Source organism: Humibacillus xanthopallidus (assembly GCF_006717145.1).
Taxonomy (GTDB): Bacteria; Actinomycetota; Actinomycetes; order Actinomycetales; family Dermatophilaceae; genus Humibacillus; species Humibacillus xanthopallidus.
The window spans coordinates 142,408-154,833 of the sequence record NZ_VFQF01000003.1 but is presented as its reverse complement, the minus strand read 5'-3'; the positions used below and the strand labels follow the sequence as shown (position 1 = coordinate 154,833).

Sequence of the window (12,426 nt, the reverse complement as noted above, 5' to 3'; positions counted from 1 at the left end):
CCCGGTGCTTTTCATTGTTGTCTCCAGATCAACTGCGTGGATGCGCGTGAAAGCTGCTTCGTGAAAAGGGATGCTTTTTGGGGGTGGTGAATGCGGTCGCGCATTCATGAGACGAGGTCTCGGGCGAGGCGGAGTTCCGCGATGTCGTCCTTCGTTCGTTCGACGACGACGTCGAGCCCGGTGAGGGCGAGGTAGCGCGCCGACAGGTCGACCTCGCCGTCGAGCACCTGCTCGAGCGGGCCGGAGCCGACGAGACGTCCGCCGTCGACGACGAGCACGTCGTCGGCGAGCTGCTGGGCCCGCAGCAGGTCGTGCGTCGCGATGAGCACCGTCCCCGCCCGGGCGAACTCCGTGATGAGGTGCGAGAGCACCGAGGTCGCCACGGGGTCGAGGCCGCGGAAGGGCTCGTCGAGCACCCAGACGGTGGGCCGGTGACCGAGCGAGCCGATCACCTGGAGCTTGCGCTTCATGCCGTGCGAGTACTCCGCGACGAGGCGGTCGAGCGCGTCGCCCAGGCCAAGGAGCTCGGTGAGCTGGTCGACGAGGGTGACGTCCCACTCGCGGTGCGAGGACTGAAGGAGGTCGAGCGCCTCGCGTCCGGTGAGGTTGACCGGGAGCGGGAGGTCGTCATAGACGAATCCGATCTCTTCACAGGCGTTTCGGGAGCCTGCGACCTCGCCGTCGACGGTGATGGAACCGTCGGTCGGAGTGATGAGGCCGACGATGCAGTGCACGAGGGTGGACTTGCCGGCGCCGTTGGGGCCGAGCAGGCAGGTGATGCGCCCGGGGGCCACGCGCGCCCTGACGTCGGTCAGGGCGGCGTGGCTCCCGTAGTGGTGGGACACCCGGTCGATGCGGATCTCGGTCATGATGGGTGTCCCTTCACGGAGTCAGTTCAGGCGGAGTGACGCTGGGTGCGAGGCGAGGGCCTCAGACACACTTGATCTCGACGCGGATGCCGACCGGGATCCAGCCCTTATACCACTTCGACACGTTGAAGTCGATGACGCCGCCGCTGCGACCACGGCTGATGCAGTAGATCGCGAGAGCCGCGGCGCCGATGATGAAGATGCCGAGGATGAAGACGACGATCCAGATGGCGCGGTACTCGCTGTCAAGCCGCCGACCCACCGCTGCCTGGGCCCGCAGACGGGCACCCAGAAGGGCGTTGGTCGTGGAGAACTGTGCTTCGGTGACCATGCTCATGTCTTTTCCCTGCTTTCTCGCTTCTCGTGGCCAGAGCCATTTCCCTGAACCCGAGAGAAAGGTAAGGAGCGGCGTCTCTCGAGCTCCAGCACCTATTTGTGATCCGAATGCGGAACGTGCTGGGTGCTCTTGGTGAGGCGCTGGCCGAGCATGACGATGGCCTCGGCGACGATGAGCCGCTCGCGACCCTCGGGGGTCAGGCGCAGCGGCAGGGAGTCGCGGTCGAAGAGCGGCACCCCGAGCTCTGCCTCCATGTGGCGGATCTGCTGCGTGACCGCCGGCTGCGAGTAGCCCAGGTGCGTGGCGGCCCGGCTGACCGAGCCGGTCTCTGCGACAGCGATGAAGGCTCTGAGATGGCGCTGGTCGAACATGGATCCCCCTGAGTCGAACGTCGGGAACCCGAGCCCGACACCTCTTGAAGGTAGGACGTCACACGCGCCCTCGGCCCTGCGCGGCGTGGCACCAACTGGTCATGGCACGTTCTGTCCCCGTCAGGACCGTCCGACCAGGGGGCAGGGGTCAGGGCAACCCGGTAGACGCGATCCGGTGCGATGCGGAGCACGAGCGCGGTGGCGCGGTCAGACCCGTCAGGGTGCGGCGTCCGCCCCCGAGGTCATCGCGTCCATGAGGCCGATCACCGTAGCGAGGTAGCGCTGGGAGCCGTTGTAGGACAGCACGGCCCGGGCGAGGTCGGCCGCACGCGAGAGGTCACGGCCACCGGCGCAGAGGTAGCGGGCGGCGGAGAGCGTCGCGTCCTCGATGTTCTGGGGATCGGCGACCCCGTCACCGTTGCCGTCGGAGCCCCACGCCCGCCACGTGCCGGGGATGAACTGCATCGGGCCGACGGCGTGGTCCCAGACCGGGTCGCCGTCGAGGCGCCCGCCGTCGGTGTCGCGGATCGCGGCGAAGCCGTTGCCGCTGAGGGCCGGCCCGATGACCGGGGGCACGACGTCGTGACGGGCGTCGAGCGAGCGCCCGCGCAGCGAGGACGACTCGACCTCGCCGATCGCCGCGAGCAGCGTCACCGGCATGTGGCAGGAGGTGGGGCCGCCCTTGGCCGCCGAGACGTACGCCGCCCACAGCAGCTGGTCGGTGGTCAGCGACGCCGGGCCGTTGGCCGCGCCCGCGGGCACGCTCACGACCTTGGGCGCGCGCAGGTCGGTCGGCGGCTTCCACGCGGCCCCGCCCGCACCGGTCGCGCCGGCCGCGGCCGACCCGCTGGCAGCCGACCCGCCCGCAGCGCCGCTCGGCTCGCTCGAGCCGACGACGTACGCGGCCGCGAGCCGGAGGCGGTCGAAGAGGGGCGCGACGACGGCGCCGGTCACCTGGCCGACCGTGGACCCCGGGCCGCTGCCCGAACCGTCGACCGAGCCGTCGCCGGAACCGGGCGCCGGCCCGAAGGGGTCGGCCGGGTCGCCCTGGACGCTCGGGGTCGGCGCGGGCGCGGGACCGTCGGCAGCCATCGTGGGCGCGGCCGACAGGACGACGCTCGCGGCCATCGCGGCGCACGCGAGCGCCACCCCCGTCGCGGCCCTGCCGCCACGTCTCATGCCCTCACCACGCCTCGTGCTCCGGTCCCCGGGTCCGTCAACCTCCAGTAGAACCCCGATCGCCGCCGCGCGCCTGCGGAATCCACGGACCGGTCGCGCGGCGGCGACCGCTCACCCGACGAGTGGCGTGATCGTGGCCTTGAGCTGGGCGGCCGTTCCTCCCGTCGCGACGAGGGTGACGGTGCGCCCGCCACCGAGCTGGAGCACGAGGTCGGTGACCGAGACCCGGCCTCCGTCGGCGAAGACCTCGACGGAGTTCCGGTCGATGACGATGCGCAGCCGCTGCACCGGTGTCGACAGGGGAGCCGACTCGACGCTCGGGAAGCGCTCGTGGAAGCCGACGAGGCCGGCCTGGCGCCGGTCGACGACGAGACGCACTGGGCCCGTCTGGCCGTCCAGGCCGTCGCGGCGCACGACGACGCGCAGCGGGTTGGCCCCGGCGGAGTCGCCGATGACGACCCCCGCCTCCGTCGCCGCACCGGGGTCGACGTTGACGTCGATGACCGCGACGTCGGGGGCAGCCACCTGCGATCCACCGGTCAGGCTGCGCGCGCTCGACTGCGTCGTCCTGGCCGCCGCCTTCCACAACGCAGGCACGGGCTGCTGCGCCAGGCGTATGCCGTCCGGTGCGGTCACGAGCGACAGCTCCCTCGGCAGCGTCATCTGTCCGCGCCACGGCGAGGTCGGCACGGCGCCGGCGTAGTCCCAGTTGCTCATCCACCCGACGAGGATCCGCTTGCCGGCCGGAGCGTCGTTGAAGGTGACGCCGGCGTAGTTGTCGCGGCCGTGGTCGACCCAGTGCGCGCGCTGGACCGAGCTGAGAGCCGGCGAGCCGGCGAGGGTGAACTGGTCTGCGAGCACGTGGCCCCAGCCGCCGCGGCCCGCATCGACCACCTCGATGCGAGCGGTGCGGCCCTGCAGGTCGGCGAGGTCCCACGAGGTCCAGTCGAGCGACTCCGAGTCCTGGCCCGTCGCGCTGCGCACGACCTGGCCGTCGACGACGAGGTTGACCGCGGTCGCCTGGGCGACCTTGTCGGCCGGACGGCTCGAGAAGACGACGTGGTCGACCATGAGGTGGCTCCAGTCACCGCCGGCGTTGTCGTCGACGATCTCGAGGTGGGCGTCCTTGCCGGCGAGGTCGCGCACGTCCCACGCGACCCAGTCCATCGCCCCCGAGGCCGGCCCGGTCGCGGTGCGCACGACCTGCCCGTCGACGACGAGGTTGACCGCCGTCGGTGACGCAGACCCCCACGGGTGGTTGCCGCCTGCCAGCAGGAAGTTGACCCACGCATCCTCGACGCGGAAGGTGGGCGACAGGAAGCGCCCGGTCGCGGCGTCGCAGCGGTCGGGCACGATGCACGTGTCGATGACGCGCTGCCCCTCCTGGTTCGGCAGGGCCGGCTCCGACGTGTGCGGGTGTGCCGCGAAGTCGCCGTCGGCGCTCCAGCCGGCCGGGAGGTCCCACGTGTGGCCCTCGAAGTCGGCGTAGGAGCGCACCCTGTCGTCCGAGGCCGTCACCTCGTCGAGCAGCAGGTGGCCCCAGCCGCCGGTGTTGTCGTCGACGACCTCGATGCTCGCCTGCCGGCCGACGAGGTCGGCGACGTCCCACGTCTGCCACGCGAGCGTCTCGCTGTCGCGGCCCGTCGCGCTGCGCACCACCTGGCCATCGACCTTGAGCACGACCGCGGTCGGGTTCGCCTGACCCCATGGGTGGTTGCCGCCACCGACGAGCAGGCCCAGCCGCGACCGGGTGATCGTGAAGGGCGCAGATGCGAGCGTGCCGGTCGTCGCGTCACCTTCGAGGAAGGTGTTGACCAGGCGTGCGCCGCGGAACTCCGTCACCGGCGCCTGCCCCGGTGCCGCGCCCGCGGTGGGACCGCGTCCGGCGAGGCCGCCGGTCGCGGTCCAGTCGCCCCAGCCGGTGGACTCGAAGCCGGCGAGGACGGTGCCCACCGGGTCGACGCCTCGGGTCGAGGTGCCCGGCACCCACGGGTGCCGACCCCCTCCGACGAGGAAGTTGAGGTAGCGCTGGTCGACCGTGAAGGCGGGCGAGGTCAGCGTCCCCGTCGAGCCGTCACCGCCGAGGAAGCTGTTGGCGAGCCCCGCCCCGAGCTGCCCCGACACCACCTGCTGGCCGGGGAGCGTGCCCGCGGCAGGAGCGGAGCCGAAGGCGGTCCCGGAGGCCTGCCACCCGGCGTACCCCTGCTCGAAGTCCTGGAGGACCCGGCCCGAGGGCGGCGTGTAGGCGCCCGTGTCGTCGGCCCTGAAGGTGGTGCCGTCGAAGTCGCCGACGAAGTACTGCGTGCCCGAGCCGCCCGCGATCGACCCGGGGTTGAGGCTGACGAGCATGACCCACGTGGTGCGGGTCGAGTCACCGTCGACGGGCAGGGGGAAGAGGTCGGGGCACTCCCAGATGCCTGACGTGGCACCGAGCGGGCCGAACGTCGAAAGCCGTTGCCACTGAGTCAGATTCGAGGACCGGTAGATCGCAACGCGGTGCTCCGTCGGCAGCGCGACGACCATCCGCCACTCGCTTCCGTAGCGAAAGACCTTGGGGTCACGGAACTCTCGCGAGCCCAGGTCGAGCACCGGGTTGCCGGAGTACTTCGTCCACGTGCGCCCGTCGTCGAGCGAGAAGGCGAGCGACTGCGCCTGGATGCCGTCGCGGCCCGATGCGGCCGTGTAGGCGCTCGTGTAGATCGCGACGATGGGCGGGTTCGTCGCCGTGCCGAGGCCCGAGCTGTTGGTCTGGTCGACGACGACGCTGCCGCTGAAGACGCCCTCGTCGGCGTCGTAGGGGATCGCGACCGGCTGCTCGGTCCAGTGCAGGAGGTCGGTGCTCGTCGCGTGGCCCCACGACATGTTGCCCCACTGGTCGCCGACCGGGTTGTACTGGAAGAAGAGGTGGTAGACGCCCTTGCTGAAGACGAGCCCGTTGGGGTCGTTCATCCAGTTCTTCGCCGGGCTGAAGTGGTATGCCGGCCGGTACGGCTCAGCGGTCGCCGCACCGGCCGCGGCGGCGGGCGCCCACAGCGTCGCGCCGATCATGAGGGCCACCGCGGCAAGGGCCGCGACGACGGGGTTGCGAAGGTCTTTCCGGGCAGCGGGCATGGCACGACGTCCTTGTCGCTCGGGAGTGTTCGGTCGCGAGGGGTGGTGGTGCGTTGTCGCGGGGGCTGCGGGTCAGCGGGCCTTGACGGCGAGGACCGAGCAGGGGGCGTCGAGGAGCACCTGCTGGGCGGTGCTCCCGGTGACGAGCTTGCCGACGGGCGATCGCCGCCGCACGCCGATGACGACGAGGTCGGCGCCCACCTCCTCGGCGGTCGAGAGGATCTCGTCTGCCGCCACGCGGCCCGATGTCGGCTGGCGCACCTCGTGCGAGATGTCGGCGTTGGCGAGCTGGAGGTCGATCGCGTCGATGTCCTGGGCGGTGGCGAAGGTCGGGTCGGCGTAGTTGCCCGCGCGGCCGGTGTTGACGACGGTGAGGTGTGCGCCGCCCTGCTTGGCGAGGTCGATGGCGCTCTTGAGGGCTGCCAGACCCTCCGGTGTCGGGATGTAGCCGACGACGATCTGGGTGAACATTTCTCTCCTGGGGTGGGGTCGTGCCGGGTCTGGTGGGAGCGGTGTGCAGCTGTCGAGGTGGTCGAGCGCTGTGACGGGTGGAGCGGGGCCGCCGCCTCGGTCGGCGACCCCGCGGCCCAGAGAGCCCGAGGTCAGCCCTCGAGCTTCATCGCTCCTGTCATGATGCCCACTCCGTCGGTCATCGAGTGCGACTCCGGCGTGATGACTCCGGCCCTGCCACCGAGGCGCTGGATGTGGATGCGGTCGGCGACCTCCCACACCTGCGGCATGTTGTGCGAGATGAGGATGACGCCGAGCCCCTTGGCGCGCAGCGACTTCACCATCTCGAGGACCTGGTTGCTCTCCTTGACGCCAAGAGCGGCGGTGGGCTCGTCGAGGACGACGACCTTGCCGCCGAACGCCGCCGCGCGGCTCACGGCCACCGCCTGGCGCTGCCCACCGGAGAGCGTCTCGACCGCCTGCCCCATGTTCTGGATCGTCTGGATACCGAGCTCCTGCACCGCCTTGCCCGCGCGCTCGCGCATGCCCTTCTTGTCGAGCATGCGCAGCACCGAGCCGAGCGGACCGGGCCGGCGCTCCTCGCGGGCGAGGTAGAGGTTGCTCGCGATGTCGAGCGCCGGGATGACGGCGAGCTGCTGGTAGACCGTCTCGATGCCGGCGTCGCGGGCGTCCTGCGGCCGCTGGAAGCTGACCCGCTTGCCGTCGAGCTCGAGCGTGCCGGCATCGGGGACGAGAGCCCCGGTGAGGCACTTGATGAGCGTCGACTTGCCGGCGCCGTTGTCGCCGATGATGGCAAGCACCTCACCCGCGTAGAGGTCGAGATCGACGCCGTCGAGCCCGACGACCCGGCCGAAGGTCTTGATCAGGCCCCTGGCGGAGAGGATCGGCTGCTGCGTGCCGCCCGCACCTCCCGTGGAGTTCGGTGCCACTGCGGTCATGACTTCACCTTCCTGATCCACTGGTCGATCGCGACGGCGACGATGACGAGGACACCGACGGCCAGCAGGCGGTACTGCTGGTCGACCCTCGCGAGGCTGAGGCCGACGTAGAAGGCCTGGACGATGAGCGCACCGATGAGCGTGCCGATGAGCCGGCCCCGTCCACCGAAGAGGCTCGTGCCACCGATGACGACGGCCGTGATGCTCTGCAGGTTCGCGTCCGTGATCGCGTTGGGGCTCGCCGCCCCGGCGCGACCGATGAGCACCCAGGCGCCGATGCCGTAGACGAGACCCGCCACGACGTAGACGCTGAGCAGGACCCGCTTGCTCGCGATGCCCGCGAGGCGAGCGGCCTCGGGGTCGTCGCCCACGGCATACACGTGCTGTCCCCAGGCGGTCTGGCTGAGCGCGAAGCCGACGATCGCATAGAGCACGAGGACGATGACGACGCCCACGGTCAGCCGGAAGGGCCCGACGGGGAAGCTGGTCCCCGTCCAGTTGAGCAGGTCGGGCAGCTCGTTGTTCTGGAAGCTCTTGCTGCCGGAGTAGAGCAGCGCGATCGCCGTGAAGATGCTGAGCGTGCCCAGCGTGACGATGAAGGGCGGGAGGTTGACTCGCGTCACGAGCAGACCGTTGAGGGCCCCTGCCCCGACGCCCAGCGCGATGCCGATGAGCAGCGCGAGCGGGGCCGGCACCCCGTTCTCGACCGCGAGCTTGGCCATCACCATCATCGAGAGGATGACGATGGCGCCGACCGAGAGGTCGATGCCCGCGGTGAGGATGATGAGCGTCTGGCCGATCGCGAGGCACGCGATGACGGCCGTCTGCTGGATCAGCAGCGAGAGGGCGGAGGGGTTGGAGAACCTCGGGTTGACGATGGTGAAGACCACCATCGTCAGCACGAGGATGACGAGCGGGCTGATCCACGGATAGCCGTGGAGCAGGTGCTGAACGCGCTGCAGAGGGCTGTGTCGACGACGAGCCAGCTCCGCCGCAGCGGCCGAGGTGCCAGCAGTCATCTCATCAGCCCCAGCAGATCTTCGAGGCCGCGTCGCTCGTGATGCTCTCGACGCCGTCGACCGGCTTGTCGGTCACGAGGGCGACACCGGTGTTGAAGAAGTCGAGGCCGTCCGAGGTCTTGGGCTTCTCGCCGCCGCGCGCGATCTTGGCGATGGCCTCCATGCCGAGCGTCGCCATCTTGAGCGGGTACTGCTGGGCGGTGGCGCCGATGATGCCGTCCTTGACCGACTTGACGCCGGCGCAGCCACCGTCGACCGACACGATGATCGCGTTCTTCTCCTTGCCGGCGGCCTTGAGGGCGTTGTAGGCGCCGACGGCCGCGGGTTCGTTGATCGTGTAGACGACGTTGATGTCGGGCGTGTTGGTGAGGCAGTTCTCCATGGCCGTGCGGCCGCCGTCCTCGGAGCCCTGGGTGGGCTCGTTGCACGCGATGGCGTAGTCGCCACCGGAGTATGTGCCGGTCTTGTCCTCGTCGCCGTTCTTCTGCTTGTCCTTGGTGTCGATGCCCATGCCGGTGAGGAAGCCCTGGTCACGGTTGTAGTCGACGGAGACAACCTTGTCGTTGAAGAGGTCGAGCAGCGCGATCGTCGCCTTCTTGCCGCCCAGCGTCTTGCTCGCCCACTGGCCGATGAGCTCGCCGGCCTTGAAGTTGTCGGTCGCGAAGGTGATGTCGACGGTGTCGGCCGGGTCGGGCGGGGTGTCGAGGGCGATGACGAAGAGGCCGGCGTCGCGGGCCTTCTTGATCGAGGCGTTGACACCCGGGCCGTTGGGCGTGATGAGGATGCCCTTGTCGCCCGCGGCGATGGCGTTCTCGATGGCCTGGACCTGGCCCTGCTCGTCACCGTCCTTGGCACCAGAGGCGATCGTGAGGTCGACGTTGTTCTTCGCGGCCTCGGCCTGCGCGCCCTTCTGCATCGCGACGAAGAAGGGGTTGGTCGAGTCCTTGGTGATGAGCGCGATGCCGACGGCGTCGCCGCCCGCGGCGGCGCCACCGGTGCTCCCGGCCGATCCGGTGTCCGAGCTGCTGCCGCACGCGGCTGCTCCGAGGACCAGGGTGCCGGCGGCCACGGCGACGAGGGCGCGGCGTGCGGTCGTGCGCGGTGCGGAAGGGATGGAGCTGCGCTGCATGACTTGACCTCTCTGTCTGGCGCTGTCGTGTGACAACGTTGTCATGTCAGGTTATATGGGGACACTTGCCTTGACGTCAAGACATGAGTTACACATCGTGTCGTGAGCGAGACAACGATGTCCCCGTCGGAGATGGGGGAGGTGCCTGCCTCCCACGGATCGTCCGGCCCCCTTGGGTCTTCCGGTGCGTCCGCGTCTCTCGGCGCCGCCGGGTGCTCTGCGTCTGCCGGGTCTGCCGCCTCCGCCGGCGCGGGACACCACGTCGCGCGCGCCACGATGAAGGACGTCGCCGCTCTCTCGGGCGTCAGCCTCAAGACCGTCTCACGGGTCGTCAACCGCGAGGCCGGGGTCTCGCCGGAGGTGCGCGAGCGGGTCGAGCGCGCGGTGGCCCGGCTCGACTACAGCCACAACGTCCACGCGAGCAACCTCCGGCGCTCCAGCGGGCGCACCGGCACCGTCGGAGCGCTGCTCCAGGACATCAGCAACAGCTTCTCCGCGAGCCTGCTGCGCTCGCTCGAGGACGTCGCCCGCGACCAGCGCACCGCCGTGCTCGCCTCGAGCCTCGACGAGGAGCCCGAGCGCGAGATCGCCCTCGTGCGCGGCCTCGTCGCGAGGCGCGTCGACGGGCTCGTGCTCATGCCCGCGACCGCCCGGCAGGAGTACCTCCTGCCGGAGCTGCGGGCCGGCCTGCCGACGGTCTTCGTCGACCGCCTGCCGCGAGGGGTCGACGCGGACTCGGTGACGGTCGACAACCTCGCCGGCTCACGCCACGCCGTCCGGCACCTCGTGTCGCACGGTCACCGACGCATCGTCGCGCTCGGCGACCTCCGCACGATCCAGACCGCCGAACTGCGCCTGCAGGGCTACCGCGAGGAGATGCAGGCCGCCGGCCTCGGCGACGAGATCCTCGAGCGCGCCGACCTGCGCACGCCCGAGGCGGCCGAGGCGGCCGTGCGGCAGCTCTTCCGCACCGGCACCGGGCCTCGCCCGACCGCAATCTTCGCCGGTCGCAACGACCTCGCCGTCGGCGCCGTCCGCGCGCTCCGGGCGCTCGGTCTCGTCCACCGAGTGGCGCTGGTCGGCTTCGACGACTTCCCGCTCGCCGACCTGCTCGACCCCGGGCTGACCGTCATGCGCCAGAACGTCGGGCAGATCGGCTCCGAGGTCGGCCGGCTGCTCTTCGCCCGCATCGACGGCGACGCAGCGCCGCCCCGCCGGGTCGTCATCGAGCCGACGCTCATCCCCCGCGGGTCCGGCGAGATCCCGCCGCACGAGTAACGCGCCGGGCTGGCTTGCCCCGCAGCGGGTTCCGTCCCTCCCCGCCGCCGAGGCCGGCCGTCCGCCCCTCTTCACCACCACCGCCGCGGTATGCCGTCCGCCCCTGTCGGCGCAGCCGCTCAGACTCACAAAGTGCTGAGTTCAGCGCGGGCGCAGCACGGGCCGGGCGGCATACCGGAGGTTTGTGAGTCTGGAGGGCAGGTGGCAACGCCGGCGTGGGGACTCGTGCTCGTCTGGTCGGCTAACGGAAGAGCGCGTAGTGCTCCGGCAACGCGCGCTGGTAGCCCGCCAACAGCTCGCGCGCGACGGTGACTGAGTCGACGAGCGGGTGCAGCGCAATCGCTTGTGCCGCAAGCGATCTCGAGCCCTCGCCAACCGCGCGGATGACGAGCTCGTCGACTGCCTTCACCTGCTGGGCGAGACCGAGCGCCGACCCGGTGAGAGGACTCACCGGCAGCGGTGTCGGCCCCGACGCATCGACCCGGCACGGCACCTCGACGACGGCGTCGGCGGGCAGCCCGGGGATCGCGCCGCCGCCCCGGACGTTGAGGATCAGACGGGCCGGGTCGTCACGGGCGATCGCCGCCATGAGCGCGAGCGCGACACCCTCGTAGCCGCCACCCTCGACATCGGCCTGGGCGCGCTCGGCCGAGCCCCCGTCGGCGGACTCGCGCGTCTCCTGCATGTAGGTCGCGTTGCGCTCCCGACGCACCGCGTCCCACCGCTCGAAGGCGTTCTCGGGCGAGCTCTCCACCGCCGCATAGAAGCTCGACTGCTGGGTGAGGAGGAACTCGCCCCTCGTGCTCGCACTCGACGTGATCTGGGCGATCGCGTCCCGGGTGAAGTAGTAGTAGTAGAGGTACTCGTTGGGCAGCACCCCGAGTGACTGGAGCCAGTCGGTGCCGAAGAGGTGACCCTCCTCGATCGAGGCCAGCGCGGCCGTGTCGGCGAGAAGGTCGGGCAGCAGGTCGCGACCGCCCGCACGCAGCCCAGACAGCCAGCCGAGGTGGTTGAGGCCGGCGTAGTCGATCTCAAGATCCGCGAGGTCGTGCCCGAGCGCCCCGGCGGCACGGCGAGCGAGCCCCAGCGGTGAGTCGCAGATGCCCACGACCCGGTCGCCGAGCACCGACTGCATCGCCTGCGTGACGAGGCCCGCCGGGTTGGTGAAGTTGATGACCCAGGCGTCCGGCGCGAGCTCCTGCACCCGGCGGGCGATGTGCAGGGCGGCGGGCACGCTCCGCAGCCCGTAGCCGACCCCGCCCGCACCGGTCGTCTCCTGCCCGAGCAGCCCGAGCCCGAGCGGCAGCCGCTCGTCGACGGTGCGCCCCACGAGGCCACCGACCCGGATCGCGGAGAAGACGAAGTCGGCGCCCTCGAGCGCGCGGTCGAGGTCGGTCGTGACGCTCACCGCCGGAGCGTCCTCGTGACCGGCGCCGGCCGCATCGAGCACGTGCGCCATGACGGCCAGCCGGCCGGCGTCGGTGTCGTGGAGCACGACCTCGGTGACCCGTCGCGACGACCGGTCACCGAGCAACGCTCCGTGGACGAGCGGCACGCGGAACCCACCGCCGCCGAGCACGACCAACCTCATGGCGTCACCACCCTCGTGACGGTAGCAAGTCACGACACCGGGGCGGGCGGCATACGCGCTCGGCGGGGGCGGCATGGTCTGCGGCGTTGTGCGGCATATGCGCTCGATGTGACGGACGGCGTCCGAGCGGGGC

At 70.9% G+C, this 12,426-nt stretch carries 11 protein-coding genes; 1 reads left to right on the top strand and 10 read right to left on the bottom strand.

What is annotated here, in order from left to right; all coding sequences use genetic code 11:
- Positions 1-104: 104 nt before the first annotated feature.
- From FHX52_RS18740 to FHX52_RS18695, 9 genes are all read right to left on the bottom strand, one after another.
- Positions 105-869, bottom strand: a complete 765-nt coding sequence (locus FHX52_RS18740) for an ABC transporter ATP-binding protein (protein ID WP_141823908.1) — start codon at positions 867-869, stop codon at positions 105-107.
- 61 nt (positions 870-930) lie between these two features.
- Complete coding sequence (locus FHX52_RS18735; RefSeq protein ID WP_141823907.1) at positions 931-1,206, bottom strand: hypothetical protein; 276 nt, start codon at positions 1,204-1,206, stop codon at positions 931-933.
- A 92-nt stretch (positions 1,207-1,298) separates the two neighbouring features.
- On the bottom strand, positions 1,299-1,577 hold the full coding sequence (locus tag FHX52_RS18730) for a helix-turn-helix domain-containing protein (protein ID WP_141823906.1): 279 nt from the start codon (positions 1,575-1,577) through the stop codon (positions 1,299-1,301).
- Between the two features lie 216 nt (positions 1,578-1,793).
- Complete coding sequence (locus tag FHX52_RS24440) at positions 1,794-2,756, bottom strand: lytic transglycosylase domain-containing protein (protein ID WP_246070246.1); 963 nt, start codon at positions 2,754-2,756, stop codon at positions 1,794-1,796.
- Positions 2,757-2,867: 111 nt separating this feature from the next.
- Complete coding sequence (locus FHX52_RS18715; protein WP_141823904.1) at positions 2,868-5,867, bottom strand: glycoside hydrolase family 32 protein; 3,000 nt, start codon at positions 5,865-5,867, stop codon at positions 2,868-2,870.
- 72 nt (positions 5,868-5,939) lie between these two features.
- A complete protein-coding gene (locus FHX52_RS18710) occupies positions 5,940-6,338 on the bottom strand; it encodes a universal stress protein (protein ID WP_141823903.1) in 399 nt (132 codons plus the stop codon).
- Positions 6,339-6,469: 131 nt separating this feature from the next.
- Positions 6,470-7,276: an ATP-binding cassette domain-containing protein gene (locus FHX52_RS18705; RefSeq protein ID WP_141823902.1), complete on the bottom strand. Its 807-nt coding sequence runs from the start codon at positions 7,274-7,276 to the stop codon at positions 6,470-6,472.
- Positions 7,273-8,295, bottom strand: coding sequence for an ABC transporter permease (locus FHX52_RS18700; protein WP_141823901.1), 1,023 nt, complete (start codon positions 8,293-8,295; stop codon positions 7,273-7,275). Before FHX52_RS18700 ends, FHX52_RS18705 begins: the two co-directional genes overlap by 4 nt.
- A gap of 4 nt (positions 8,296-8,299) precedes the next feature.
- The gene (locus tag FHX52_RS18695; RefSeq protein WP_141823900.1) at positions 8,300-9,424 is read right to left on the bottom strand and encodes a substrate-binding domain-containing protein; all 1,125 of its coding nucleotides are present in this window, start codon (positions 9,422-9,424) and stop codon (positions 8,300-8,302) included.
- Positions 9,425-9,526: 102 nt separating this feature from the next.
- Here FHX52_RS18695 and FHX52_RS18690 point away from each other — a divergent pair, with 102 nt between their 5' ends.
- Positions 9,527-10,702 carry a LacI family DNA-binding transcriptional regulator gene (locus tag FHX52_RS18690; RefSeq protein WP_246070236.1) on the top strand — a complete coding sequence of 392 codons (1,176 nt, stop codon included), beginning with the start codon at positions 9,527-9,529 and terminating at the stop codon, positions 10,700-10,702.
- Positions 10,703-10,943: 241 nt separating this feature from the next.
- Here the strand turns inward: FHX52_RS18690 and FHX52_RS18685 are convergent, their stop codons facing one another.
- Complete coding sequence (locus FHX52_RS18685; protein WP_141823899.1) at positions 10,944-12,293, bottom strand: 6-phospho-beta-glucosidase; 1,350 nt, start codon at positions 12,291-12,293, stop codon at positions 10,944-10,946.
- Positions 12,294-12,426: the final 133 nt, after the last annotated feature.

Bases quoted from the DNA above. Each gene is read 5' to 3' on its own strand.
- FHX52_RS18685 (WP_141823899.1), bottom strand. From the start codon at position 12,293: ATGAGGTTGGTCGTGCTCGGCGGCGGTGGGTTCCGCGTGCCGCTCGTC.
- FHX52_RS18740 (WP_141823908.1), bottom strand. From the start codon at position 869: ATGACCGAGATCCGCATCGACCGGGTGTCCCACCACTACGGGAGCCAC.
- FHX52_RS18700 (WP_141823901.1), bottom strand. From the start codon at position 8,295: ATGACTGCTGGCACCTCGGCCGCTGCGGCGGAGCTGGCTCGTCGTCGA.
- FHX52_RS18730 (WP_141823906.1), bottom strand. From the start codon at position 1,577: ATGTTCGACCAGCGCCATCTCAGAGCCTTCATCGCTGTCGCAGAGACC.
- FHX52_RS18735 (WP_141823907.1), bottom strand. From the start codon at position 1,206: ATGAGCATGGTCACCGAAGCACAGTTCTCCACGACCAACGCCCTTCTG.
- FHX52_RS18710 (WP_141823903.1), bottom strand. From the start codon at position 6,338: ATGTTCACCCAGATCGTCGTCGGCTACATCCCGACACCGGAGGGTCTG.
- FHX52_RS24440 (WP_246070246.1), bottom strand. From the start codon at position 2,756: ATGAGACGTGGCGGCAGGGCCGCGACGGGGGTGGCGCTCGCGTGCGCC.
- FHX52_RS18695 (WP_141823900.1), bottom strand. From the start codon at position 9,424: ATGCAGCGCAGCTCCATCCCTTCCGCACCGCGCACGACCGCACGCCGC.
- FHX52_RS18715 (WP_141823904.1), bottom strand. From the start codon at position 5,867: ATGCCCGCTGCCCGGAAAGACCTTCGCAACCCCGTCGTCGCGGCCCTT.
- FHX52_RS18705 (WP_141823902.1), bottom strand. From the start codon at position 7,276: ATGACCGCAGTGGCACCGAACTCCACGGGAGGTGCGGGCGGCACGCAG.